The organism is Rubrivivax soli (assembly GCF_049810355.1).
Lineage (GTDB): Bacteria > Pseudomonadota > Gammaproteobacteria > Burkholderiales > Burkholderiaceae_C > Rubrivivax.
In genome coordinates, this window is the sequence record NZ_CP187368.1 from 5114916 (window position 1) to 5140562 (window position 25647).

General features: G+C 62.3%; 19 protein-coding genes. All 19 read right to left on the reverse strand.

Features of this window, described 5'->3' with window-relative positions; genetic code table 11:
• Positions 1-976 precede the first annotated feature (976 nt).
• The 19 genes from ACPOLB_RS23570 to ACPOLB_RS23660 all read right to left on the reverse strand — a co-directional run bounded on the left by ACPOLB_RS23570 (position 977) and on the right by ACPOLB_RS23660 (position 24591).
• Positions 977-1321, reverse strand: a complete 345-nt coding sequence (locus tag ACPOLB_RS23570; RefSeq protein ID WP_425258486.1) for a hypothetical protein — start codon at positions 1319-1321, stop codon at positions 977-979.
• 187 nt (positions 1322-1508) lie between these two features.
• Complete coding sequence (locus ACPOLB_RS23575; protein ID WP_425258487.1) at positions 1509-1910, reverse strand: hypothetical protein; 402 nt, start codon at positions 1908-1910, stop codon at positions 1509-1511.
• Between the two features lie 738 nt (positions 1911-2648).
• Positions 2649-3080, reverse strand: coding sequence for a hypothetical protein (locus ACPOLB_RS23580; protein WP_425258488.1), 432 nt, complete (start codon positions 3078-3080; stop codon positions 2649-2651).
• Positions 3081-3449: 369 nt separating this feature from the next.
• Positions 3450-3839: a DUF3658 domain-containing protein gene (locus ACPOLB_RS23585; protein WP_425258489.1), complete on the reverse strand. Its 390-nt coding sequence runs from the start codon at positions 3837-3839 to the stop codon at positions 3450-3452.
• 660 nt (positions 3840-4499) lie between these two features.
• A complete protein-coding gene (locus ACPOLB_RS23590) occupies positions 4500-4928 on the reverse strand; it encodes a class I SAM-dependent methyltransferase (protein WP_425258484.1) in 429 nt (142 codons plus the stop codon).
• Positions 4929-5082: 154 nt separating this feature from the next.
• A complete protein-coding gene (locus ACPOLB_RS23595) occupies positions 5083-5478 on the reverse strand; it encodes a VOC family protein (RefSeq protein ID WP_425258490.1) in 396 nt (131 codons plus the stop codon).
• 527 nt (positions 5479-6005) lie between these two features.
• Positions 6006-6416 (reverse strand): hypothetical protein, encoded by a 411-nt coding sequence (locus ACPOLB_RS23600; protein WP_425258491.1) that lies wholly within the window; start codon positions 6414-6416, stop codon positions 6006-6008.
• Positions 6417-7070: 654 nt separating this feature from the next.
• The gene (locus ACPOLB_RS23605; protein WP_425258492.1) at positions 7071-7439 is read right to left on the reverse strand and encodes a hypothetical protein; all 369 of its coding nucleotides are present in this window, start codon (positions 7437-7439) and stop codon (positions 7071-7073) included.
• Between the two features lie 3468 nt (positions 7440-10907).
• The gene (locus tag ACPOLB_RS23610; RefSeq protein WP_425258493.1) at positions 10908-11396 is read right to left on the reverse strand and encodes a GNAT family N-acetyltransferase; all 489 of its coding nucleotides are present in this window, start codon (positions 11394-11396) and stop codon (positions 10908-10910) included.
• 1193 nt (positions 11397-12589) lie between these two features.
• Positions 12590-12949: a hypothetical protein gene (locus ACPOLB_RS23615; RefSeq protein ID WP_425258494.1), complete on the reverse strand. Its 360-nt coding sequence runs from the start codon at positions 12947-12949 to the stop codon at positions 12590-12592.
• 1231 nt (positions 12950-14180) lie between these two features.
• Positions 14181-14558 (reverse strand): cupin domain-containing protein, encoded by a 378-nt coding sequence (locus tag ACPOLB_RS23620; protein ID WP_425258495.1) that lies wholly within the window; start codon positions 14556-14558, stop codon positions 14181-14183.
• Between the two features lie 90 nt (positions 14559-14648).
• Positions 14649-15038 (reverse strand): hypothetical protein, encoded by a 390-nt coding sequence (locus ACPOLB_RS23625; RefSeq protein WP_425258496.1) that lies wholly within the window; start codon positions 15036-15038, stop codon positions 14649-14651.
• A gap of 671 nt (positions 15039-15709) precedes the next feature.
• Positions 15710-16114, reverse strand: coding sequence for a VOC family protein (locus tag ACPOLB_RS23630; protein WP_425258497.1), 405 nt, complete (start codon positions 16112-16114; stop codon positions 15710-15712).
• 708 nt (positions 16115-16822) lie between these two features.
• Positions 16823-17212, reverse strand: a complete 390-nt coding sequence (locus tag ACPOLB_RS23635) for a hypothetical protein (RefSeq protein WP_425258498.1) — start codon at positions 17210-17212, stop codon at positions 16823-16825.
• A 924-nt stretch (positions 17213-18136) separates the two neighbouring features.
• Positions 18137-18337: a hypothetical protein gene (locus ACPOLB_RS23640; RefSeq protein WP_425258499.1), complete on the reverse strand. Its 201-nt coding sequence runs from the start codon at positions 18335-18337 to the stop codon at positions 18137-18139.
• A gap of 1239 nt (positions 18338-19576) precedes the next feature.
• Positions 19577-20074 (reverse strand): TspO/MBR family protein, encoded by a 498-nt coding sequence (locus ACPOLB_RS23645; protein WP_425258500.1) that lies wholly within the window; start codon positions 20072-20074, stop codon positions 19577-19579.
• Positions 20075-20768: 694 nt separating this feature from the next.
• Positions 20769-21185 carry a GFA family protein gene (locus ACPOLB_RS23650; RefSeq protein ID WP_425258501.1) on the reverse strand — a complete coding sequence of 139 codons (417 nt, stop codon included), beginning with the start codon at positions 21183-21185 and terminating at the stop codon, positions 20769-20771.
• Between the two features lie 684 nt (positions 21186-21869).
• Entirely contained in the window at positions 21870-22328 is a 459-nt protein-coding gene (locus ACPOLB_RS23655) for an SRPBCC family protein (RefSeq protein ID WP_425258502.1), read from the reverse strand.
• A gap of 2074 nt (positions 22329-24402) precedes the next feature.
• Positions 24403-24591 (reverse strand): hypothetical protein, encoded by a 189-nt coding sequence (locus ACPOLB_RS23660; RefSeq protein ID WP_425258503.1) that lies wholly within the window; start codon positions 24589-24591, stop codon positions 24403-24405.
• Between the last annotated feature and the right edge of the window lie 1056 nt (positions 24592-25647).

Here is a 25647-nt window from a genome sequence, read left to right on the forward strand (position 1 = left end):
TGCTTGCAATGGCGCACGCGGCCGCACGCAAATGCATGAGGCTCTGCGCGCCAGCGCAGTGCCAGCCCGAAGCGAGGGCATTTGTACTCACAGCGCCCTGGCTCCCCCCAAGGCAAACCAAGCCAGATTCAGCGGGAGCTCGAAGCCGAGAACTCCGCCCAAGAGCATGGCGACTACCAACGACCTGAACCGGCTGCGGGCAGATGCCGGGTAGGGCGTGAAGCACGGATGCATTCGCTGCGCTGGCGAACTGAAACTGCCGCCCTCCGGTGCCTAACGTTCGAGGTAAGCGGGAGCCGACGGCGAGGCGCCAGGCCTGCGCGATGCAGGATAAACCACCGCAACGCGCGGGCCTGGTGACTTGCCGTTGGCTCTCCGCTTGACCGAGGGGTTAGGCGTCACTGCGGTGCGACAGGACGATGTACCACCGTGCTGCTGAAACCTTGCTTGGAGGGAAGAGCCTTCTGGCTATACCCGAAAGATGTACACATCTGAAGGCGCGGTTCGTCAGGTTTTCGTCTCTCATGGAAAGACCGCTGACCACTGTCGCACTGCCTCATACCAGGCAGCAAAGCACAAAGCTGCTGGCAGGAGAGCGAACCAACGCCACTTGCCGCGAGCGGTAGCAAGGAAGGCAAGCGTAAGGCCTGCTGCAATGGCGGAGGACCCAAGCGACGACCGAACCAGAGGCTGGTAGTCGCGAGAGTCCTGAGTTGCAAGTGTCACCGCGAGCATGAGTACCGCCCGGGCACCGAAGACGAGTGCCGAGGACAGGAGCGCGAAGGCAGCAAAGGCGGTGAGGCGGCTCATGGTTTGTGTGACGCCTAACGTTCGAGGTAAGCGGGAGGCGACGGCGAGGCGCCAGGCCCGCGCGATGCAGGATAAACCACCGCGGCGCGCGGGCCTGGTGACTTGCCGTTGGCTCTCCGCTTGACCGAGGGGTTAGGCGTCACCTAGCTGCGGAGGACGCGTTCGCTTACTTCAGTCCGTCGAAGTAGCTGCCCGCGGTGGAGCTGCGCCACTTGTTCAGAACGCGCGCGATTTCGCTCAGTGGGAAGGACATGCACGAGTCCCATTTGGCGTGCCACCCATGAGGGTAGCCAAGCAGATTGACCATAGAGTTGTTGATGGCGAGTGCAACTGTCTCGTCCTTCTCGTCAACGTTTGGCCATGAGTCGACGACCGCCAAGATGTCTGTGACCTCAATGCCGAAAACTGTCTGGAACTCCCAGTCGTGCTTGATGACCTCACCAGCTGCCACGCACTTCAGGCACGCAACGATGACTTCAAGCTCTTGTGGATCGAGGTCGGCGAGGGGCATGGGGGCGTGGGTTGGCGGCGGAAGTGCTGTGTGTGACGCCTAACGTTCGAGCTAAGCGGGCGACAGCGGCAGGACGCCAGGCCCGGGCTGGCGAGAATGTACCGCGTACCGCCAGACCGGGCCTGGTGGCCTGCCGTTGACGCTCCGCTTGAGCGAGGGGTTAGGCGTCACCGCGCTCGCCTGCGCGCTACGGGTAATAGGCATGGGTATGTGCGAATGCTGCCGCCAGGAGTAGAGCGTTGGGGGCAAGCAGCGCGCTCGTTGTCGCGAGTGTTTGCGGCTTGATGAACCATCGGGCGCAAAGCAACGCGACAAAGGCTGCGAAAAGAACCGCTGGCCATACCTTGCGAACCTCGGCGGCAACCAAATGGGATGACTTTGAGTTGTTCCCAGCCAAATCTAATGCCTTCTCGATCCTGCGCCACTGTTCGATAGAAATGGGCTGACCGGGTTGCTCGATCAGTATTGCCCTGGCGCTGGTGGGCCACGCGTCGGTGTTCAGCTTTACGCCGCTGCCAGACGATAGGGTTGCGAAGATCAGCGCTGCAATGGCAGCGACGATTCCAAGGGCGAACGATCGGAGGAGCATTGGGGAGGACCCAGCTTTCGCGAGGGGAGGATGACTTGGTGGCTCGTGACGCCTAACGTTCGAGGTAAGCGGGAGCCAGCGGCGAGGCGCCAGGCCCGCGCGATGCAGGATAGACCACCGCAGCGCGCGGGCCTGGTGACTTGCCGTTGGCTCTCCGCTTGACCGAGGGGTTAGGCGTCGCTGCGGCGCAAATGCAGCGTGTGGACAATGAGGAAAGGAGCGTCGAGTGATTCACGCTACAGGTGCGCTTGCGCGGCCATTGCGCGATACCTTCCATGACCAGAAATAGCCGAGAGGCGCGGCTACCGCATAGCCGGCGAGGAATGCTATTAGCCATGCAAGGTACGCGTAACGACCGAGGAACCATTTGTCGATGGATATGAGAATGACTGCCAAGATTACGCAGGTGAGAAAGCCCCCGACTACACCTGCTGTGCATGCAGCGCTGACCGGGTGAACCGCCTCGGCGACTACGAAAAGCACACCGACTCCAGCCAAAAAGAGGCCGAATACAAAGAGATGAGGTAGAGAAATCAAGGACGGCTCAGGTGGCAGGGCGGTTGGTGCATGAGACCGGTCACTCGCTACCGAAGTCTAGCGCCGGTGGGATGCGACGCCTAACGTTCGAGGTAAGCGGGCGACGACGGCGGGGCGCCAAGCCCGGGCCGGTGAAAATGTACAGCGTACCACCGGCCCGGGCTTGGTGACCTGCCGTTGGCGCTCCGCTTGACCGAGGGGTTAGGCGTCGCTCGGGCAGGCGGCCTTTATGGACTGGAAGGTCATGTTCATCTTTGAATGAAAGTACGTCATCGAGTTTGCCGACAGATCCTTCAACTGATAAACGTCCGTGAACTGGGGGTCTCGGACATCCACTGGTTCGTCGTCTATGGTCAGTGTGACCGTGGTGTACGTCGTGCCCTCGACTCTCCATCTGCCTGTTTCTCGTTGAGGCGGTTGGCCCTGTGCTCTGAACTCAATATCAAAGGTGCCGTCTGATCGGCGCTGCATCAGCCACTTTGCACTCTGCCCAAGTACCGGCTGATAGTCTTTTCCCTCCCAGCAGCCAATCAGTAATCTGGATGGTTCAAGACTAGTAGTGGGCGTAGTCGAGCATCCGGAAATTGCCGCAGCGGCCAGCGCGAAGATGGAGATGGACTGGAGCGTTCGCATGGTGGTGTTTGTGACGCCTAACGTGCTTTAGGCATCAAGGTTACACAAAACCTGGCCATGCTGGAGCATGTGACTGTCACTCCTTGGCCAATTCGACGACAAGGAGTGGGGCTGCCTTCGGGCGAACCCGTACGGGAAAGTTTGGGGAGCCTGCGAAACATGGGATTGGCACCGATGTATTCCTGGCGGGTGGCGTTCTGCGACGGGTGCCGGTGGGGCCTAACGTTCGAGCTAAGCGGGAGACAGCGGTGTGGTGCTTGGCCCGCGGGACGCATGATGGGGCACAGCGGCCCGCGGGCCAAGTGCCACGCCGTTGGCTCTCCGCTTGAGCGAGGGGTTAGGCCGCACTTGGGCAACAGGCCGACGGTCTCATGAACCAGAAAGCCGTACTTCGCTGAAGCGCATGCGCCTCAGGTCACCCTTGGACTCCAGCTTTCCAGCCGCGACGAGTACTGAAATCCTTCCGGCATAGTAGACATCTGGCAGTCCAGGGTGCTCACTTCTCAGTTGCTTCATTGCGAATCCGACGACTCCCGATGCCTTCCTCCATTGCGGGACAGCTTGAGCAAGCAGAACCTCGTCGATTCTCCTGACTTGGTCGGGAGTCAGGTTCTTGATTGTGATCAGTTGGCTAGGGGTTGGTGCGGTATCGAGTTCGTGTTCTTCGGACATGATCTTCTCCGGCGCCCCTCGCGCAACTCGTTCGGCTACCGCTACGGTTTCCATTGCCGCGAGCAAGACAGCAGCGGTGATGCGCAAGCGTGACATTCGTGCGGCCTAACGTTCGAGGTAAGCGGGAGCCGACGGTGTGGCGCTTGGCCCGCGGGGCGAATGATGAAGCACAGCGGCCCGCGGGCCAAGTGCCACGCCGTTGGCTCTCCGCTTGACCGAGGGGTTAGGCCCCGCTGTAGGAATGAGCGCTGTGGGGGACGAACCGAAGGAGTGTGATGCCTGAAGCCGGCAGGACCGAACCAGCCTACGACTACCGACTTGTGCCGAATGAACCATGCAACGAGGTTTTCGAAGTGACCGAAGCGCGAGCCGGCTCCCCGATAACGAAGGCATATTGATCACAGCGCCACCGTGGTGGCCGAAGGCGGATGCATCAACGAAGCGGGAAGCGACGGCTGCGAAGGCGTAGCAGCTAAGTGGGGTATTCAATCACTTGCTACGGCGGCGTCCGGAGCGAGCGCATTGGCATGGGCGAAGCCGGTGCCCGTATTCGCCGTGCCGAGGGCTCGGCGTGGATTCGAGGCTGTGACCGGAGCGCGCTGAAGCAAGCACAGGACTCCCCGCGGGGCCTAACGTTCGAGGTAAGCGGGAGCCGGCGGCGAGGCGCCAAGCCCGGGCTGCGGAGAATGTAGCGCGCCGCGGCCCGGGCTTGGTGGCTTGCCGTTGGCTCTCCGCTTGACCGAGGGGTTAGGCCGCACTGAGGACACGAAGAGGCGCCCCACCGTCCACAAAGATCCTACCCTGCGGGCTAAGACAAGCGGCGAGCCGTGACAAGGCGATGGCTTCTAGTTCTGGGTGCCGACCGTCGAGGGCGCCTACTCTCAAGGCGAATGCCAAGTCATAGCGCCTTTCGCCGGGTTGAAGCTCCAACTCCTCGACGGCAACGTGGCGGAAGGAAAGCCTTCCTGCTTTCACTTGCGCTAATGATCCGGCAACCGCTTGTTGAACTGCTTTCACGGAACGATCAATTCCAAGCACGTAGGCGGTTGGCCAGCGACGATTGATCTCTCTTGCAGCTACACCTGGGCCGCTGCCTACTTCTATGACACGGATGCCCGGATACAGAGGCAGCGCATCAACTGCCTCAAGGATTCGCTTCGACACGGGCGACGGCATGGGCGTGTGCGGCCTAACGTTCGAGGTAAGCGGGAGCCGACGGCGAGGCGCCAGGCCCGGGCTGCGGAGAATGTAGCGCGCCGCGGCCCGGGCCTGGTGGCTTGCCGTTGGCTCTCCGCTTGACCGAGGGGTTAGGCCGCACTCGTGACTGCGCCTAATCAGCAGCCTTGCATACAGCCTCGATGCGGTGACCCTCCGGGTCTACGACGAAAGCTGCGAAGTAGTTGGCTCCATAGTCCGGGCGCAGGCCGGGCGGTCCGTTGTCCGTGCCCCCGTTTGCAAGTGCGGCTGCGTAAAAGGCACTCACTGCAGCTCTACTTGGCGCTGCGAACGCAATGTGAAACCCCGGGATCTGAGGCACCGACTGCGGGACTTGCTTGACGGCGAGTTTGTCACCAGAACCCAGTGGGCCATAGCCGACCGCTTGTTCCTCTTCTCCTGGGCGGAGATCGGTCCAAACGCGGGCGTAGCCGAGCGGCTCTAAGACGGTGTCGTAGAAGCGAGCCGCTCGCTCGATGTCTTTGGCGCCGATTGAAATGTGGTGGAGCATGTCTTCTCTGCTGGCAGCGCCGCGGACGTCGCTATGTGCGGCCTAACGTTCGAGGTAAGCGGGAGCCGACGGCGAGGCGCCAGGCCCGCGCGGTGCAGGATAAACCACCGCAGCGCGCGGGCCTGGTGACTTGCCGTTGGCTCTCCGCTTGACCGAGGGGTTAGGCATCGCCATTCGGGCCCACTTTCCAAGGCGACAGAGGTTGCAGTACTCCAAGGTCATGGGCGGAACGCTTGGTATACCGCGGAAGCCGATGCCCTGAGCTACGGCGCACCGAATGCCAGCGGCAGCAATGCATTCTGGTCTTCAACCCTGCCTCCGGAGAGCACGGCCGTTGACGAGGCGAGGCCCCTGGGGCGAGCCGTGTGGAGGCAGGACGGAGTGCTTGGCAAGCGATGCCTAACGTTCGAGCTAAGCGGGCGACGACGGCAGGACGCCAGGCCCGGGCTGGTGAAAATGTACCGCGTACCACCAGCCCGGGCCTGGTGGCCTGCCGTTGGCGCTCCGCTTGAGCGAGGGGTTAGGCCTCACAAGGAGTTATCCCGCACTTCAACGAGCAGCCACTTCGTCCTGGACTTAATGAATCTGAAGTCTACGGCGTACATGTCAGAGTCTGGCGCCCCAAGACTGACGGTGCACATGTCGGGTGAAGTGAACTCAAGTTTCCGATGAAGCCTCAGCTTCTCTTGATACTCCCTGGTGGGGTAGGGCTCATATTCTTCGCGCTTCGCCTTCGCGACAACTCTCTTCTTCATCTTCATCTCTGGATCGTGATGGTCGACGTGCCAGTAGGTGATTGGGTCCTTCGTGCGCGACAGTTGGAAGGCTTGGTCCTTCTCGAACTCGGTGAGGAACGCACTGAAGTCTGCTGGGCAGCGTGGGGACGCGTTGCCGAGCAGAGGAAGTAGTAGCAATGCGGCGAACCAAGAGCGGCTCATTTGTGAGGCCTAACGTTCGAGGTAAGCGGGAGCCGACGGTGTGGCGCTTGGCCCGCGGGACGGATGATGAAGCACAGCGGCCCGCGGGCCAAGTGCCACGCCGTTGGCTCTCCGCTTGACCGAGGGGTTAGACCCCGCTGCTGGCAGGAGCGTGGCGGGCGACAAACCTAAGGGCTGCGATGCCTGAACCCGCCAAGACCGAGCTAGGCTACGGCGACCGACTTGGGCATGACCAACCAAGAAGCGAGGTTCTAGAAGCGACCGAAGCGCGAGGCAACCCCCTGACAACGACGCCGTATTGATCACAGCGCCACCGTTGCGGCCGAAGGGCGGTGCATCAGCGAGGGAGGAAGCGACGACGGCGACTGTGTGGCACCCCAGCATGGTATTGAATCTCTTGCTACGGCGGTGTCCGGAACGTGCGCATTGGCACGAGCGCAGCCGGTGCCCGTACTCGCCGTGCCGCAGGTTCGGCGTGAATTCGATTCTGTGACCGGAGCGCGCCGCAGCGAGCACAGGACTCCCCGCGGGGCCTAACGTTCGAGCTAAGCTGCCCGCGGAGGCGGGCACTGTAAGCCCGGCCTGAGACGATAGTACGGGTGGCTCAGGCCGGGCTTACAGTGCCTGCCGTAGCGGGTCAGCTTGAGCGAGGGGTTAGGCGTCATTCGCAAAGAGCTTGAGAACCGAAGATGCGCCCAACGCTGCAAACAGGAGTAGGCAAAGGACACGCCAATAAGCTGACTTGACTGAGGTGTTTTCTCCGACCGCACCGGTAAGCATGATTCTGCCGTGAGTAAAGGCCCAGACGTTGTAGCCGGCCAAGAGAAGATTCACTGCCCAGATGTACCGGCTTCCCCGCTCGGACTGCACCGGTCTATTGAACTCTCCAATCACGAACAATAGTAGAACCACGCCAGCAAGCAGCACGACGAGATTGCCGGCCAGCCGCAGTGAAGCAAGTCTCCCCCGAGAAGCGCGAATCAACCACATGTCAACTGAGCTGGGGTAGATCGATGCTTGCATGACCAGGCCGCACCCTTCGCACTTGGCTAGGTCTCGCGAGAGTTCATGGCCGCAACGCGGGCAACTGGCTTGGGTCATGACGCCTAACGTTCGAGGTAAGCGGGAGGCGACGGCGAGGCGCCAAGCCCGGGCTGCGGAGAATGTAGCGCGCCGCGGCCCGGGCTTGGTGACTTGCCGTTGGCTCTCCGCTTGACCGAGGGGTTAGGCCCCGCTGTAGGAATGAGCGCGGCGGGTAACGAACCCAGGGGACTGCAATGCTCGAAGGCGGAAAGACCGAACCAAGCTACGGCGACCGACTTGTACCTGGCGAGCCAGAGACAGAAGTCTTGGACGCGACCGAAGCGCGATCCGGCAGCCCGACAACGCAGGCGAATTGATCACAGCGCCACCGCTGCTGCCGAAGGCTGATGCATTAGCGAAGCTGGAAGCGACGACAGCGACGGCGCGGCACCCCAGCGGGGTACTCAATCACTTGCTACGGCGGCGTCCGGAGCGCGCGCATTGGCACGGGCGAAGCCGGTGCCCGTATTCGCCGTGCCGAAGGCTCGGCGTGACTTCAAGCCTGTGACCGGAGCGTGCCGAAGCAAGCACAGGACTCCCCGCGGGGCCTAACGTTCGAGGTAAGCGGGAGCCGGCGGTGTGGCGCTTGGCCCGCGGGACGGATGATGAAGCACAGCGGCCCGCGGGCCAAGTGCCACGCCGTTGGCTCTCCGCTTGACCGAGGGGTTAGGCGTCACGCGAAGCGGGCCGGAAGGCATGAACCGGTGACTTTCATCTACGCCGCACTGAAGCCAAGGCATGATCAGGAGTGCATTGTTCGCACAAGCTATGGCTCGCGAGCGTACTCCCAGTGCTACGTGCACTGTTCCTCACCAGCCCAGCCCAATACACATGCAGCTTGCGAGGAGTACAGCAAGACCACTACCCCAAACGCAGCCATTGCAACTCCGGCAATCAAGGCGCCCGCCCCCTGCAAGAATAAAGAAGGTGGCTTGCCTTCCACTCCTACGGGGATGGATCTACCGAAGCACCAGATAAGGCCAGTGACAAGGCAGGCGATGCCAAGGACGCGAACCGCGGCAACGATTCCGAACATGAAGTGCGCACTGATAAAGCCGACAAAGAATAGGGCCCCAGCGGATCGCTCAAGAGTCGCGCGGTTCATGTTTGGTGACGCCTAACGTTCGAGGTAAGCGGGAGGCGACGGTGTGGCGCTTGGCCCGCGGGACGGATGATGAGGCACAGCGGCCCGGGGGCCAAGCGTCACGCCGTTGGCTCTCCGCTTGACCGAGGGGTTAGGCCGCATTGCGATATGCTGCTACGAGCGCACTCCAATCACTTACGTGCTAATTCGGCGAGCTGCCAGGGAAACTACTTTCCTGTCTTCGTCGTCTCAGTCTGGCGCTTGTACTCGTCGTATGACGTATTCGCACTCGACATACATCGGCTTCTTTCCTGGGCATCCATGATCTTGCTGCACTCCTGCAACTGCCAGGCTTGTCCTGCGCCGTAGACCTGCTGCGAGGAACAACCGTAGAGTTGGTTGACAGCCATGACAGCCAGCAATGAGATCCAGGCCCGACGGTATCTGGCTTTACAGCCGGGGTCTTCATGAAGGTTCATAGAGCTGCCTTGACGTGTGAGACACGAGAGGTTCAATGCGAGGCGCGGCAGAAGACTTGAGGCCGAAAGCCGGCCTGCGGCGTGACATTGAATGCGGCCTAACGTTCGAGGTAAGCGGGAGCCGGCGGCGAGGCGCCAGGCCCGCGCAATGCAGGATAAACCACCGCGGCGCGCGGGCCTGGTGCCTTGCCGTTGGCTCTCCGCTTGACCGAGGGGTTAGGCCCCGCTGCTGGCGTGAGCGCCGCGAGCGACGAACCCAAGGGACTGCGATGCCCGAAGGCGGCAAGACCGAGCCAGGCTACGACGACCGACTTGCGCCTGACCAACCAAGCAACGAGGCTCAGGAGATGACCGAAGCGCGAGGCAACAGCCGGGCAACGACGGCGTATGGATCACATCGCCACCGTTGCAGCCGAAGGCCGATGCATCAGCGAAGCGGGAAGCGACGACAGCGAAGGCGTAGCATCTAAGCAGGGTATTCAATCACTTGCTACGGCGGCGTCCGGAGCGCGCGCATTGGCCCGGGCGAAGCAGGTCCCCGTATTCGCCGTGCCGTGGGCTCGGCGTGAGTTTGAGGCTGTAGCCGGAGCGCGCCGAAGCAAGCACAGGGCTCCCCGCGGGGCCTAACGTTCGAGGTAAGCGGGAGCCTGCGGCGAGGCGCCAGGCCCGGGCTGCGGAGAATGTAGCGCGCCGCGGCCCGGGCCTGGTGGTTCGCCGTTGGCTCTCCGCTTGACCGAGGGGTTAGGCACCGGCTCGGGGCCAGCTACCGCGCTGGACCGTGACGCGCCACCGCAACTCCAAGGCTACGGCGGCTGGAAGCACCTTCCTGAGCGCTACGACAGTTCCCGAAGCGTGGCGGGCGCGGTTGCTTGCAACGGCGCCCGCGGCGGAGCGCAAAGGCAAGAGGCTCTGCGCGGCAGCGCAGTGCCGGCCCGGAGCGAGCGCATTTGCTTTGAAACTGCGCGGATGCCAGCCGAGGCGACACCAAACCGACCTCAGCTGCGACTCGAACCGTAGCGAGTAGACCAAGCACGGCAAGCGCCAACGACTTGGAGTGGTTGCTGATAGGTACGGGGTGGTTCGCGTAGCACGGACGTATTCGCTGCGCACGCGCTCTGAAACTGGCGGCCTCCGGTGCCTAACGTTCGAGGTAAGCGGGCGACAGCGGCAGGACGCCAAGCCCGTGCAGTGCAGGATAAACAACAGCGCTGCGCGGGCTTGGTGGCCTGCCGATGGCGCTCCGCTTGACCGAGGGGTTAGGCGTCACTGCCCAGCCTACATGCATGATGTGTAGCCAGCGAATACACAGCCGGCTACCCACCCGACGCCGAACAACCCAGGCGACAGCACCCAACCGATAAGCGCGACGACTCCGAGGGCGGCGCGAGCCGTCGACGATGCCGCCTGAGGCGTAGCAAACATGAAATGACGCAATGCCGCGACGGCGATGAACGGCAACGAAAGCATGACTGCGCTTCCGAGCCAATAGCCGCCTTCCCTTTGAAGAACAAAGTCTTTGACTGCGGATCCCTCACTACGACCGTAAAGGATCAGAAGCGTCGAGAACCAGGCCCCTAGCCACAAGGCTACTGGAATTAACCAAGGACGACTCGTTGATGCGCGCCTTGCCTCGCTAGTGGATAGCGCAACTTGCGCGATGAGTGCGGCACCGCAAGGCAACAAGGTCAAGTAATGCCACATGCTCGCTTGGGGGTCGGTTGTGACGCCTAACGTTCGAGGTAAGCGGGAGCCGGCGGCGAGGCGCCAAGCCCGGGCTGCGGAGAATGTAGCGCGCCGCGGCCCGGGCTTGGTGACTTGCCGTTGGCTCTCCGCTTGACCGAGGGGTTAGGCACCACAGCGGTACAGCCACTGAATAACGCATTCACTGTCTTCGTCAACTCGGGCGCCCACCTGTACAAAACCGGCCTTCTGAATCACGCGGATGGACGCAGCGTTGTCTGGAAGGACTTCCGCCAGTACCTCAGTCGAGCCTGATTGAGCGGCAATGCCGATCAGCAGCTTAAGTGCGGCAGTGGCGGCGCCCTGGCCGCGTGCGGCTGACGCAACGCCATAGCCGATCTCGACACGGTTGGCACCGATGGGCGTCTTGAAGCCACACGCACCAACGAAGCGGGAGTCCTTCTCTCTGACGATCAGGTACGAGGTCGACAAGGCTTGATGCTCGGGCTGGGCCTCCATCTTCAGCGCCCTTGCCGCAACGAACGGCGGCGGCATTGACTCAGGCTCAGCACGCTCGGCGAGCTCAGCGGGGACGTGCGATTCCGCCAGCTTCTCAAGCGCTGCCGTCGACAGCGGCAGAAGCGCGAAGTGCATTGGTGTGGTGCCTAACGTTCGAGGTAAGCGGGCGACGACGGTGTGACGCCGAGCCCCGGCCACAGAAAATGTACAGGGTACCTGTGGCCGGGGCTTGGTGGCACGCCGTTGGCGCTCCGCTTGACCGAGGGGTTAGGCCCCGCTGCGGGCAGGAGAGCGGCGGGCGACGAGCCCAGGGGACTGCGATGCTCGAAGGCGGCAAGGAGGAACCAGCCTACGCTACCGACTTGAGCGAGACGAACCACGCACAGAGGTTCTGCAGATGACCGAAGCGCGCGCCAGCGCCCCGACAACGAAGGCGAATTGATCACAGCGCCACCGCGGCTGCCGAAGGCCGATGCACTAGCGAACCTGGAAGCGACGACAGCGACGGCATGGCACCCAAGCAGGGTATTCAATCACTTGCTACGGCGGCGGCCGGAGCGAGCGCATTGGCATGGGCGAAGCCGGTGCCCGTATTCGCCGTGCCGAGGGCTCGGCGTGGATTCGAGGCTGTGACCGGAGCGCGCTGAAGCAAGCACAGGACTTCCCGTAGGGCCTAACGTTCGAGGTAAGCGGGAGACAGCGGTGTGGCGCTTGGCCCGCGGGACGGATGATGAAGCACAGCGGCCCGCGGGCCAAGTGCCACGCCGTTGGCTCTCCGCTTGACCGAGGTGTTAGGCCCCGCTGTAGGAATTAGCGCGGCGGGTGACGAACCCAAGGGACTGCGATGCTCGAAGGCGGCAAGACCGAACCAAGCTACGGCGACCGACTTGTACCTGGCGAGCCAGGGACAGAATTCTTGGGTGCGACCGAAGCGCGAGGCAAACCCCTGACAACGACGGCGCATTGATCACAGCGCCACCGTGGCAGCCGAAGGCCGATGCATTAGCGAAGCGGGAAGCGACGACAGCGACGGCGCGGCACCCCAGCAGGGGGTTCTCAATCACTTGCTACGGCGGCGTCCGGAGCGCACGCATTGGCACGGGCGAAGCCGGTGCCGGTTTTCGCCGTGCCGCAGGCTCGGCGTGGCTTCGAGGCTGTGGCCGGAGCGCGCCGAAACAAGCACAGGACTCCCCGCGGGGCCTAACGTTCGAGGTAACCGGCCCGCGGAGGCGGGCGGCGTAAGGCTGGCGCGCGACAGTGGCGAAGCCGCTGCGCGCCAGCCTTACGCCGCCTGCCGGAGCGGGTCCGGTTGACCGAGGGGTTAGGCCTCACTGCGTACGCCGGATGAAGGGGAATGCACTGAGGCAAGCTCTTGCAGCCGCTGCCGCCGACTGTGACGACTCATTGTTCTTGGCGGTGTATTCCAGGAAAACGTGGCGCGAGAGCAGTGCAGGGCCAAACTCTTCCTTGAGCAACCACTCCATGATTGCACCGGGATCCTCTTCGAGGCTGACGGTACAGACCTTAACTCTCTTCCCTTCGCTTTGAATCAGAGGCTCCGCGAACACCCAGAACGCCTCTGCACCAGCGGCGGAGTTTTCAAACGACTTCTCCACAAAGCCGGCTTGGGTTTCGACTGCGGCCGAAAAGCCGGACGTACCGATAAGGATAGCGAGGACGTTCGTCATGCGAGTCTTGCGGCGGGCGCAGGGGCAGCTTATATGAGGCCTAACGTTCGAGGTAAGCGGGAGCCGACGGTGTGGCGCTTGGCCCGCGGGACGGATGATGAAGCACAGAGGCCCCCGGGCTAAGTGCCACGCCGTTGGCTCTCCGCTTGACCGAGGGGTTAGGCACCGGCGTTTGGCCCACGTAACCGCGCAGGCGGCCAAGACGCCACCAGAAGTCCAGACCTACGGCTGCCGGAAGCGCTGACCGGAGCGCCACCTCAGTTCCCGAAGCGCGGCGGGCGCGGTTGCTCCCAACGGCGCTCGCGGCTGCACGCGACCGCAAGAGGCTCTGCGCGCCAGTGCAGTGCCGGTCCGAAGCGAGTGCATTGAACTTCAAAGCGCGCGGACTCGTTCCCGGACGAAGACCGACCGAGTTCACGATTGGTTCGAAGCGGTGTGCAGTAGCTGTGAGCACGACGAGCACCAACGGCTTGGACTGGCTGCAGAGGGACTCGGAGCACTGCGCGAGGCACGGATGCATTTGCTCTGCTGGCGAACCGAGCATGCCGGCCTCCGGTGCCTAACGTTCGAGCTAAGCGGGCGACGGCGGCAGGACGCCAGGCCCGGGCTGTGGAGAATGTACCTCGCCACAGCCCGGGCCTGGTGGCCTGCCGTTGGCGCTCCGCTTGAGCGAGGGGTTAGGCCGCACTGCGCCGGTTGGCGCGAGGCCCGGCTCAGCCCCGAGTTGCATACCAACCGACCCAGCAGGCAGCACCGCACGCAAACGCGATGCCCCCAAGCTTGCACAGTCGCTTTCCAGGCGGGGAGTAGCGATCTATCTCTGTGAACCACCAAAGCGTCCAACCTCCGACCCGGTCGAACTCTGATGCATTGCTCAAGTACTTCAGCGCCATGATTCCAAGCGCGGAATACGTAAGCCCAAAGAGTGTTCCAGCTATGGCGAGGAAGACTGTCACTGTGGCATGTCCTCAGTATGCGAGGCCTCGCAGTTCTAGATTCAGCGATATTCGCCTTCGTTCTGTTCCTAGGTGCGTGACGGGTGGCTATGCACTTCAGACCACAGTTGTCGATTCTGAACGCTGGCCCGGGAGGTAGCGCGTTCTGTGCCGCCTAACGTTCGAGGTAAGCGGGCGACGACGGCAGGACGCCAGGCCCGGGCTGGCGACAATGTACCGCGTACAGCCAGCTCGGGCCTGGTGGCCTGCCGGCGGCGCTCCGCTTGACCGAGGGGTTAGGCATCAGTGATGCGATGTTCGGTAGGCTGTGGCGTAACAGTGAGGACCTTCAGGTTCTTGGAGCTGACAAACCGATGCCAGACCCCGGCTGGCACCACGACGAGTTCCTTCTCGCGGAGAGTGACCTGCTCTTCACTCTGCCCGACTTTGAGAACGACAGTCGTTTCACCCTCTAGAACAAGCACCAGCTCATCGCCTGCGCTGTGGCGCTCCCACTCGCTTTCTCCCGAGTAGTGACCGACATAGACTGCTCCATCACGAGTGGGTGCGACTTCTGCGAATGCCTCTTCTGCTCCACCTGTAAGCACCATCTCTGGCCTACGGTTGGGCAAATACTTCAGGGAGGCGATGATTTGGGCAAGAGACTGTTTCATTCGCAGGTGAGGGAGGTTGGTCCCGTTCTGATGCCTAACGTTTGACTTAAGCGGCGCCGTTAGGCGTCCGCTTGAAGGAATGGTTAGAGATCATGCGCACCGCGGTACCACGCGCGGAGGGTTTCCATTTAGAGCTTCTACATGGGCTCTCTGAACCACTGCCGCGCTCCTATTCATCACCTCCGCTTCGACAGTCTTGTCTTCCTTCATCCGATGCGCAATGCCACTGAGTAGTAGGCTTTTCTGTACTTCGATGAACTCTTTCGCCTCCTTCATGCAGCCTCTGCGAAGGAAATCTTCAAGCATGTCGAAGTTCTCCAATCGACTTACGTCGTTCAGCGACTCAATCTTCTGATCCTCGGCGATCATGAGCGCGATGACTTCTCTCGTTGTGTACCGCTGGTAGACGGTCTTTGTCACGACGAATGTCAAAAGTACAGCTGCCGAGAGAAGAAGCACCGGCTTCAAGGAAAGCTTCATAGTGATCTCTAACGTTCGAGCTAAGCGGGAGACGACGGGAAGGCGCCAAGCCCGCGCGATGCAGGATAAACCACCGCGGCGCGCGGGCCTGGTGACTTGCCGTTGGCTCTCCGCTTGAGCGAGGGGTTAGGCCGCACCCTACGCACGCTGGAACTCAAACGCATAGTTTTCACCTTCAACGTACAAGACCTTGCCAATCCAATCCTCCCGCACGCTGAATGTCTTCTCGATCCTGCTGGCGTCGCTACCTTCTTGGACTTGCTCAGACCTCTTGGCATGGGCGATCACAGCCTTTACTCGCTGAGATTCGCGGAGCGCTCGGACTACACATTCCCGGAACTCCATGTTCCCAGGACCCGACCATCGACTGAACGAGTCCTTGCACACGATCTTGCCTTCCCTCGGCGGATCGAAGTGATGTTCCCAAAGGCTAACCACGAGAGACCCGTCTGCTCCCTGCGCGCAAACAGACCACTGGACGTTCTTCAACGTAGCCCCGTATCGAGCGAATGCATCGGAGAAAGCGAGTGCAGGCATGTGCTTCCTGTGCGGCCTAACGTTCGAGCTAAGCGGGAGACGACGGTAGGACGCCGGGCCCGGGCTGCGGAGAATGTAGTGCGCCGCGGCCCGGGCCCGGTGGCCTGCCGTTGGCTCTCCGCTTGAGCGAGGGGTTAGGCCACGCCTTGCGCATGCGGTGCTACTACTTCAAGTTTGAACCGGTCCGGATCTTCGCAGAACACGGCGTAGTAGTTCGGTCCGCCGGCATAGGGATGGCGGTCGGGATAGAGCAGTGTGTACCCGTTCTCCGTGATCCAAGAAGCGATCTCGTCAACTTGAGTGCGCGAAGTACCTTTGAACGCGAGGTGGTTCAGGCCCACGCGCCTGCGGTGGTAGCCGGCACTCAAGTACTCCTGAAGTGCAGGGAGCAGGCAGAAGTAAGTCTCGTCTTCGTTTCTGACATAGTTCATGCCGCCTGACCATGCTTCAGCGCTATAGCCCAGCATTGCCATGAAGGGTGTCCAGAACGCGCAGGACCGTTCAAGACTACTGACGTACAGCTCGACGTGATGAAGCATGGAGGGTGGCGGCTATGTCGGCTGCGTGGCCTAACGTTCGAGGTAAGCGGGAGCCAGCGGTGTGGTGCTTGGCCCGCGGGACGGATGATGAAGCACAGCGGCCCGCGGGCCAAGTGCCACGCCGTTGGCTCTCCGCTTGACCGAGGGGTTAGGCCCCGCTGCTGGCGGGGGCACCGTGGGCGACGAGCCCAAGTGACTGCGATGCTCGAAGGCGGCAAGACCGAACCAAGCTACGGCGACCGACTTGTGCCTGGCGAGCCAGGGACAGAATTCTTGGACGCGACCGAAGCGCAATCCGGCTGCCCGATAACGCAGGCGTATTGATCACAGCGCCACCGTGGTAGCCGAATGCCGATGCATCAGCGAAGCAGGAAGCGACGACAGCGACTGCGCTGCACCCCAGCAAGGTATTCAATCACTTGCTACGGCGGCGTCCGGAGCGCGCGCATTGGCACTGGCGAAGCCGGTGCCCGGATTCGCCGTGCCGCAGGCTCGGCGTGACTTCAAGACTGTGGCCGGAGCGCGCCGCAGCGAGCACAGCGCTCCCTGCGGGGCCTAACGTTCGAGGTAAGCGGGAGCCAGCGGCGAGGCGCCAGGCACGGGCGATGCAGGATAAACCACCGCAGCGCGCGGGCCTGGTGACTTGCCGTTGGCTCTCCGCTTGACCGAGGGGTTAGGCAGCATCGGTGCGCGGTATTGGGACTCGGGTTACTTCCAGAATGAATCGTTGCACGCAGCGCCGACTGCAAAGGTCGTTGCAAATCTGACCTGCTCGGTTCTATCGAGCTTCAAACTCAGCAGTGCCTTCGCAGCCTTAAGGGTAATTTCTTTGGGCGACTTCTTAGTGCATTGAATCAACAGTTGGTCGGCACTGGGCTGGCCAGAAGCAAAGTCGAGGTATCCCATGATGTAGCCATAGAACTGCGACATCTTCAGCGTGCTTTCGAACGTGCCTTGCTCCTTCTTTTCAACGACCGCAATGTACGTCCTGGCTCGATCGCGAAGTTCTTCCTGTGTAAATGCAGCCGGTGGCACGGATTGGGCGCTGCCAGTTGTAACAGCGCTGCAGGCGCAGAGGAGCAGAAGCTTTCGTAGCATTTGGAGGCTCGATGAGCGATGGTAGTGTTCTGTGCTGCCTAACGTTCGAGGTAAGCGGGAGCCAGCGGTGTGGTGCTTGGCCCGCGGGACGGATGATGAAGCACAGCAGCCCGCGGGCCAAGTGCCACGCCGTTGGCTCTCCGCTTGACCGAGGGGTTAGGCCCCGCTGCTGGCGTGAGCGCCGCGGGCGACGAACCCAAGGGATTGCGATGCCCGAAGGCGCCAAGACCGAGCAAGGCTACGGCCACCGACTTGCGCCTGACCAACCAAGCAACGAGGCTCAGGAGATGACCGAAGCGCGAGGCAACAGCCGGGCAACGACGGCGTATGGATCACATCGCCACCGTTGCAGCCGAAGGCCGATGCATCAGCGAAGCGGGAAGCGACGACAGCGAAGGCGTAGCATCTAAGCAGGGTATTCAATCACTTGCTACGGCGGCGTCCGGAGCGCGCGCATTGGCCCGGGCGAAGCAGGTCCCCGTATTCGCCGTGCCGTGGGCTCGGCGTGAGTTTGAGGCTGTAGCCGGAACGCGCCGAAGCAAGCACAGGGCTCCCCGCGGGGCCTAACGTTTGAGCTAAGCGGGCGCCAACGGCAGGACGCCAGGCCCCGGCTGGCGAAAATGTACCGCGTACCGCCAGACCGGGCCTGGTGGCCTGCCGGTGGCGCTCCGCTTGAGCGAGGGGTTAGGCCGCACCCAGCAACCGGCCGGTGCTTCTGAAGGCCTGCTGCTGCCAAAGGTGCGGCCTACGAGAGAAGAACGAACACGCGATCTTGCGGTACTCCGCAAGTTCGCGGCACCCGATGCCGGCGTAGCAGAGCGCTTTGTGGTTGATGACCACCGGCGTTGCTTGACGGTGTACCTGGCGCTGCGCAAGACGGCGGAGCGAATGCCGATCGCGAGCGGTTGATGAACGTGAGGACCTTCACTCTCGGCTTCCTGTGCGGGCGGCGAGAAGAATGCCGCAGACAATTCCAAGGGCGACGACCAGTGCGAGCAACTCGATTGCAGCCTGGGGACCGGTAAACGAACGGACCAGGTAAGCGACGCCAAGGCCAACAAGCAGGCCGATCAACGCGCCCAGAAAGTCGCGTGGGCTGGTCAGGAAGCCTACGAGGTCAACCATGGTGCGTTTGTGCGGCCTAACGTTTGACATGAGGGGCGGCCGAGGGCGATAGACCTTGGACGTCCCTCTCGATGGAAGGGTTAGGCCGCACTCTCGGTGGGGGACTGTTCATTGCTTGCCTCGACCTCCTCTTTGGGAGGGTGGTGATACCAAGCTTCGTGAGGCGAGAAGAGCTGACATGCTAGGCATTGAGTCTGGGGCCACCTGACAGCACAGCCTGGGCAGACACCGCGAGTCCAGAATGTATTCCAGACGGTGCCGCAGGATGGCGTGCAAACCCACCGATCTTCAGCGCTCGGCCGCCACTCGCACTTTGGACAGTAGATTTCGGCACGCTCCGACATGTGTATTTAGTCCCTGCGCTTCCCAAGCTCCTGCCAAGCAAATGCCATAAACACAGCAACGAATGCGATGGCACTGACTACCGCCCTCTCCGGGTGAGACTCGATTAGTGACCACGCTGCAAATGAGACGAGCAATCCGAACGCAACGCCGAGCCAACCCCACTTGGAAGAGCCCAAGACGAGAAAGAGTTCGAGCAGATCGTTAAGGTGGCTCAGCATTAGTGCGGCCTAACGTTCGAGGTAAGCGGGAGCCGACGGTGTGGTGCTTGGCCCGCGGGACGGATGATGAAGCACAGCGGCCCGCGGGCCAAGTGCCACGCCGTTGGCTCTCCGCTTGACCGAGGGGTTAGGCCCCGCTGTAGGAATTAGCGCGGCGGGTGACGAACCCAAGGGACTGCGATGCTCGAAGGCGGCAAGACCGAACCAAGCTACGGCGACCGACTTGTACCTGGCGAGCCAGGGACAGAATTCTTGGGTGCGACCGAAGCGCGAGGCAACCCCCTGACAACGACGGCGCATTGATCACAGCGCCACCGTGGCAGCCGAAGGCCGATGCATTAGCGAAGCGGGAAGCGACGACAGCGACGGCGCGGCACCCCAGCAGGGGGTTCTCAATCACTTGCTACGGCGGCGTCCGGAGCGCACGCATTGGCACGGGCGAAGCCGGTGCCGGTTTTCGCCGTGCCGCAGGCTCGGCGTGGCTTCGAGGCTGTGGCCGGAGCGCGCCGAAACAAGCACAGGACTCCCCGCGGGGCCTAACGTTCGAGGTAAGCGGGAGCCGACGGCGAGGCGCCAGGCCCGCCCGATGCAGGATAAACCACCGCGGCGCGCGGGCCTGGAGGCTTGCCGTTGGCTCTCCGCTTGACCGAGGGGTTAGGCCCCATTCGCAGCAGGTTCAGCCGAGAACTGCTGGATTCAGCTGCCACAGCGAAAAGTTCAACGCAGCGGCAAAGCTCACCCAGGCGATATAAGGCACCAACAGCAGTGCCGCTGCTTGGTGAAGCCGCCAGAACGCGACGATGGTTCCGGCGATGAGCAGCCACAGCAACGCAATTTCAGCAAGCGCAAGGGCCCCTTGCTGCCACGCGAAGAAGAACCAAGTCCAAAGGGCGTTGGCGACGAGTTGTATGAGGTACAGCTTCAGTGCCGGACCGGCACCGCGAAAGCCGTGCTTCCGCCAAACGAGCCAGGCTGAAATACCCATGAGCACAAACAGCACTGACCATACCGGGCCGAACAGCCATGCCGGAGGTGCCCACGCTGGCTGGACGAGTTGTCCATAAAACCCTGCCGCATTGATTGAGGCGAAACCTCCAACGCCACCAGCAACGAAGCTTGCTGAGAGCCAGCCACCGAGGCCGAGTGCTTGCTTAGCTGCAGAGGAATGCGACATGGGTGACCGTGGGGCCTAACGTTCGAGCTAAGCGGGCGACGACGGCAGGCCCCCAGGCCCGGGCTGGCGAAAATGTACCGCGTACAGCCAGGCCGGGCCTGGGGGCCTGCCGTTGGCGCTCCGCTTGAGCGAGGGGTTAGGCCGCACTCGCGACAAGCAGGGGGCTGGGATTCTCATGCTTGCACTGCCACTATGCCGACCAGCAATAGAGCGGGCTACCGAAGACACCGAAGGCACCAAGGTCCGCTTTGTCTTTCCCCCAGAAGCACATGAACCGCCTCTCGGCCTCTTGGTACACGAGCCAAAAGCCTGACGGATGCTCCGCGATGCAGGTGGCGGAGATGCGTTCGCCAACTTCAGCGAATGGAAAACCAGGAGCCTGAACCACCGCGGTGACCTTGTATGGTTCACATAGGTGTTCACGTAGGCTCGCCTCAAGCGCTGCGAGGTACTGTGACTCATCGACTCCCGCGTTTACGTAAACGTCTTGGCACCCGTCTTCAAGTGCTGAGTTCAGTACGGCAAGGGCAGCGGATCTAGAGAGCATGGATGCCAGGGGAGTTGTTCCTGTGCGGCCTAACGTTCGAGGTAAGCGGGAGCCGACGGTGAGGCGCCAGGCCCGGGCTGCGGAGAATGTAGCGCGCCGCGGCCTGGGCCTGGTGACTTGCCGTTGGCTCTCCGCTTGACCGAGGGGTTAGGCCGCAGTATCGCCACCAGGAGGAGCGAATCGCTCCAGAAACTGCTGCTCAGTAAGCATAGGCGTCTCATTGGAGAACGAGTAGTAGTCAGGCTTGTTGTCAACGTAGATCTGCGAGGTCAGCTCGAATTCTGTTGTGTCGAACAGGCCTGCAGGAACGAAGTACTCGCCAGAGCTCAAGAGCTTGTAGTAAAGGTGAGTCCCGCACTTGCTACAGAACCCACGGGCGGCCCACTGTGATGACGCATAGTCAGTGATGTGCTCCGAGCCCTCAATGTGGACGTCTGCTCCGCAGTGAACAGCCAATAGGGGACCACCGCCCCATCTTCTGCAGACACCACAATGGCACACACCGATCTCGCGTGTATCCGGCGACGAGAGGCGGACCGAACTACAAAGGCATTGAGCGTTCATTGGGTTTCCTCCTATTGCCGCTGGCGAGTAGGGCTCTGCGGCCTAACGTTCGAGGTAAGCGGGAGCCGGCGGTGTGGCGCTTGGCCCGCGGGACGGATGATGAAGCACAGCGGCCCGCGGGCCAAGTGCCACGCCGTTGGCTCTCCGCTTGACCGAGGGGTTAGGCCCCGCTGTAGGAATGAGCGCGGCGGGTGACGAACCTAAGGACTGTGATGTCCGAAGTCGGCAGGACCGAACCAGCCTACGGCGACCGACTTGTGCCGAATGAACCAAGCAACGAGGCTCTGGAGATGACCGAAGCGCGAGGCAACAGGCGGGCAACGACGGCGTATTGATCACAGCGCCACCGTGGTAGCCGAAGGCCGATGCATCAGCGAAGCGGGAAGCGACGACAGCGAAGGCGTAGCACCTAAGCAGGGTATTCAATCACTTGCTACGGCGGCGTCCGGAGCGCGCGCATTGGCACGGGCGAAGCCGGTGCCCGTATTCGCCGTGCCGCAGGCTCGGCGTGAAGTCGAAGCTGCGGCCGGAGCGCGCCGAAGCAAGCACAGGGCTCCCCGCGGGGCCTAACGTTCGAGGTAAGCGGGCGACGACGGCAGGACGCCAGGCCCGCGCGATGCAGGATAAACCACAGCAGCGCGCGGGCCTGGTGACCTGCCGGCGGCGCTCCGCTTGACCGAGGGGTTAGGCCGCACTCTTGGTCTCGCAAAGTGTCTTGAGCAGATTGAGTGCTCTCGGCCAAGCCTGATTCATGTGCTCCTCCCACTCGGCAGAAACATCTTGGTCTACGACCATTCTTGTCCCCTCCGGAACAGGCATGAGTGTGTAGTTCTCATAGGCAGGCGCCCAGGAACGAACAGCATCGCTTGTCGTGTCTTCAATGCCTTTGGCGATGAAGCCGAGGTGACGGATGGAAATGAACTCATTCATTCGACTGTCCGCAATCTCTGCGACCATGCCATCTCCACTTGGGGACACGAAGTGAATCTTCGAGCCCTTGTCCCATGACCCTTGAAAGCTCGATCCTTCCGCGAACGCCGAAGTCCAGTGCTTGTAGCTCTCAAGGGAGGTAATGTGTTGCCACACCACCTCCGCGGGCGCATCGATGGTCACGGTGAACTGGATGCGGTTTACAGCAGACATGCTGAGCTCCGACGGAGGGGGGGGTGTGCGGCCTAACGTTCGAGGTAAGCGGGAGGCGACGGTGTGGCGCTTGGCCCGCGGGACGGATGATGAAGCACAGCGGCCCGCGGGCCAAGCGCCACGCCGTTGGCTCTCCGCTTGACCGAGGGGTTAGGCCCCGCTGTTGGCAGGAGCGCGGTGGGTGACGAACCCAAGGGACTGCGATGCTCGAAGGCGGCAAGACCAAACTAGGCTACGGCGACCGACTTGTGCCTGGCGAGCCAGGGACAGAGCTCTTGGACGTGACCGAAGCGCGATCCGGCAGCCCGACAACGCAGGCGTTTTAATCACAGCGCCACCGCTGCTGCCGAAGGCTGATGCATTAGCGAAGCAGGAAGCGACGACAGCGAGGGCGGTGCACCCCAGCAGGATATTCAATCACTTGCTACGGCGGCGTCCGGAGCGCGCGCATTGGCATGGGCGAAGCCGGTGCCCGTATTCGCCGTGCCGCAGGCTCGGCGTGACTTCGATGCTGAGACCGGAGCGTGCTGAAGCAAGCATATGGCTCCCCGCGGGGCCTAACGTTCGAGGTAAGCGGGAGCCGGCGGTGTGGTGCTTGGCCCGCGGGACGGATGATGAAGCACACTGGCCCGCGGGCCAAGCGCCACGCCGTTGGCTCTCCGCTTGACCGAGGGGTTAGGCACCGGCGTTTGGTCCACGTGACCATGCAGGCGGCCAGAACGCCACCAGAAACCCAGACCTACGGCTGCCGGAAGCGCTGACCGGAGGGGCACCTCAGTTCCCGAAGCCCGGTGGACGCGGATGCTCGCAACGGCGCTCGCGGCCGCACGGAACCGCAAGAGGTTCTGCGCGCTGCCAGCGCAGTGCCGGCCCGAAGCGAGCGCATTGAACTTCAAAGCGCGCGGAATCGTTCCAGGGCGAAGACAGACCACATTCAGGGGAAGTTCGAAGCGGTGCGCAATAGCTGCGAGCACGAGGAGTACCAACGGCTTGGACTGGCTGCGGAGGGACTCGGAGGACTGCGCGAGGCACGGATGCATTTGCTCTGCTGGCGAACCGAGCCTGCCGGCCTCCGGGGCCTAACGTTCGAGGTAAGCGGGAGGCGACGGCGAGGCGCCAAGCCCGGGCTACGGAGAATGTAGCGCGCCGCGGCCCGGGCTTGGTGACTTGCCGTTGGCTCTCCGCTTGACCGAGGGGTTAGGCATCGCCTTCTGTGCCTCGCTTGCGCTTCAAGAAGCGACTAGCCGCTGAGATGCTGACCCATATGGTGCCAACCAGTAGTGCAGGGTAGAAGAGCAAGAGATCCACCCGAATGTTGCACTCACCCGAGCAGAGCACCCTCGCATACATGAGGTACTCATACGCGGCGTAGCTGGCCCACAAGAACGCCAGAACTATGAAGCCCCGGGTGCCCGACGCTCGCCAAGCCAGACCCAGGACCAGGGCGATCAGAAGCGCGACTGGAACTGGTGCAAACACAGGCTACTCCCCGATGTGGGTTCGCTCACGACTTACCGTCGTTCAGTATCAGCCTTGCGTGACTGGTTGCGGAAGCGTTGAACCAGCTTCCAGGCCACGATGACCATGAACACGCCGAACAGCAACCAGTTGAGGAGTTCCATGCGCGAGAACGAGGTAGGGGAGGCTGCGATGCCTAACGTTCGAGGTAAGCGGGAGCCAGCGGCGAGGCGCCAAGCCCGGGCTGCGGAGAATGTAGCGCTACGCGGCCCGGGCTTGGTGACTTGCCGTTGGCTCTCCGCTTGACCGAGGGGTTAGGCCGCATTCTGCACACTCAGCCAGATGAGCAAGGGCTTCGAGAGCGAGTTGATCCCCGAATAGGAGCGCCAGAGACCAAACCGCTCAAGCTCAGATTGGTCTACATGGTCGACGTGATACTGACCTCGGTCTCGGACTATGGCAAAGCTGCGTTTAGGCGATGTGAACCTCACTACAGAGTTCTCGAATCTGGCATCGACCTCACAGACGCAGCTCACGTAGCCCAACCGTCGCAGTTCTTCAGCAAGTGGTTGCAGAGCAGTCGGCAGGTTCTCTGCATCTGACAGCTCCTCCCTCATCACTTGCCTACTCCGGAGATCCGGTGAACAAGCTCTGCAACTACAGCGCCCGCGGCCACGCCCACTAAGAGGTACAGCTTCGCATCAGGCCAGGAAGTTACGCCGCTTAGTTTCGCTGCGACGCCGCCTATGGCTGCACAAACAACGATGAAGACAATGGACGCGGCGGTACGCGAGCGGTTGGTCATGCGGCCTAACGTTCGAGGTAAGCGGGAGACAGCGGTGTGGCGCTTGGCCCGCGGGACGGATGATGAAGCACAGCGGCCCGCGGGCCAAGTGCCACGCCGTTGGCTCTCCGCTTGACCGAGGGGTTAGGCCCCGCTGTAGGAATGAGCGCGGCGGGTGACGAACCTAAGGACTGTGATGTCCGAAGTCGGCAGGACCGAACCAGCCTACGGCGACCGACTTGTGCCGAATGAACCAAGCAACGAGGCTCTGGAGATGACCGAAGCGCGAGGCAACAGGCGGGCAACGACGGCGTATTGATCACAGCGCCACCGTGGTAGCCGAAGGCCGATGCATCAGCGAAGCGGGAAGCGACGACAGCGAAGGCGTAGCACCTAAGCAGGGTATTCAATCACTTGCTACGGCGGCGTCCGGAGCGCGCGCATTGGCACGGGCGAAGCCGGTGCCCGTATTCGCCGTGCCGCAGGCTCGGCGTGAAGTCGAAGCTGCGGCCGGAGCGCGCCGAAGCAAGCACAGGGCTCCCCGCGGGGCCTAACGTGCTTTAGGCATCAAGGTTACCCAAAACCTGGCCATGCTGGAGCATGTGACTGTCACACCTTGGCCAATTCGACGACAAGGAGTGGGGCTGCCTTTGGGCGAACCCGTACGGGAAAGTTCGGGGAGCCTACGAAACATGGGATTGGCACCGATGTGTTCCTGGCGGGTGGCGTTCTGCGACGGGTGCCAGTGGGGCCTAACGTTCGAGGTAAGCGGGAGGCGACGGCGAGGCGCCAAGCCCGGGTTGCGGAGAATGTAGCGCGCCGCGGCCAGGGCTTGGTGACTTGCCGTTGGCTCTCCGCTTGACCGAGGGGTTAGGCCTCATGTCGTGACTCCCTGAGAAACAGCTTGAATCCAGGTTAAGGACGCTTTGCGGGCGCAGTGCCCATTCAACACCAAAGCACGCGAGCCTGAATACACTACGGACCATACTTCGCCCATGTGAGGCCCGTGTACCCCAGTGTGGCTGCGACCATTGTGGACAGAGCAACTCCCTCGAATGGCCACCCCCACAGCAAGCC

Coding starts and splice junctions, on each gene's coding strand:
- ACPOLB_RS23570 (WP_425258486.1), bottom strand. CDS start 1,321: ATGCCCCTCGCCGACCTCGATCCACAAGAGCTTGAAGTCATCGTTGCG.
- ACPOLB_RS23575 (WP_425258487.1), bottom strand. CDS start 1,910: ATGCTCCTCCGATCGTTCGCCCTTGGAATCGTCGCTGCCATTGCAGCG.
- ACPOLB_RS23580 (WP_425258488.1), bottom strand. CDS start 3,080: ATGCGAACGCTCCAGTCCATCTCCATCTTCGCGCTGGCCGCTGCGGCA.
- ACPOLB_RS23590 (WP_425258484.1), bottom strand. CDS start 4,928: ATGCCGTCGCCCGTGTCGAAGCGAATCCTTGAGGCAGTTGATGCGCTG.
- ACPOLB_RS23595 (WP_425258490.1), bottom strand. CDS start 5,478: ATGCTCCACCACATTTCAATCGGCGCCAAAGACATCGAGCGAGCGGCT.
- ACPOLB_RS23600 (WP_425258491.1), bottom strand. CDS start 6,416: ATGAGCCGCTCTTGGTTCGCCGCATTGCTACTACTTCCTCTGCTCGGC.
- ACPOLB_RS23605 (WP_425258492.1), bottom strand. CDS start 7,439: ATGCAAGCATCGATCTACCCCAGCTCAGTTGACATGTGGTTGATTCGC.
- ACPOLB_RS23610 (WP_425258493.1), bottom strand. CDS start 11,396: ATGCACTTCGCGCTTCTGCCGCTGTCGACGGCAGCGCTTGAGAAGCTG.
- ACPOLB_RS23615 (WP_425258494.1), bottom strand. CDS start 12,949: ATGACGAACGTCCTCGCTATCCTTATCGGTACGTCCGGCTTTTCGGCC.
- ACPOLB_RS23620 (WP_425258495.1), bottom strand. CDS start 14,558: ATGAAACAGTCTCTTGCCCAAATCATCGCCTCCCTGAAGTATTTGCCC.
- ACPOLB_RS23625 (WP_425258496.1), bottom strand. CDS start 15,038: ATGAAGCTTTCCTTGAAGCCGGTGCTTCTTCTCTCGGCAGCTGTACTT.
- ACPOLB_RS23630 (WP_425258497.1), bottom strand. CDS start 16,114: ATGCTTCATCACGTCGAGCTGTACGTCAGTAGTCTTGAACGGTCCTGC.
- ACPOLB_RS23635 (WP_425258498.1), bottom strand. CDS start 17,212: ATGCTACGAAAGCTTCTGCTCCTCTGCGCCTGCAGCGCTGTTACAACT.
- ACPOLB_RS23640 (WP_425258499.1), bottom strand. CDS start 18,337: ATGGTTGACCTCGTAGGCTTCCTGACCAGCCCACGCGACTTTCTGGGC.
- ACPOLB_RS23645 (WP_425258500.1), bottom strand. CDS start 20,074: ATGTCGCATTCCTCTGCAGCTAAGCAAGCACTCGGCCTCGGTGGCTGG.
- ACPOLB_RS23650 (WP_425258501.1), bottom strand. CDS start 21,185: ATGAACGCTCAATGCCTTTGTAGTTCGGTCCGCCTCTCGTCGCCGGAT.
- ACPOLB_RS23655 (WP_425258502.1), bottom strand. CDS start 22,328: ATGTCTGCTGTAAACCGCATCCAGTTCACCGTGACCATCGATGCGCCC.
- ACPOLB_RS23660 (WP_425258503.1), bottom strand. CDS start 24,591: ATGACCAACCGCTCGCGTACCGCCGCGTCCATTGTCTTCATCGTTGTT.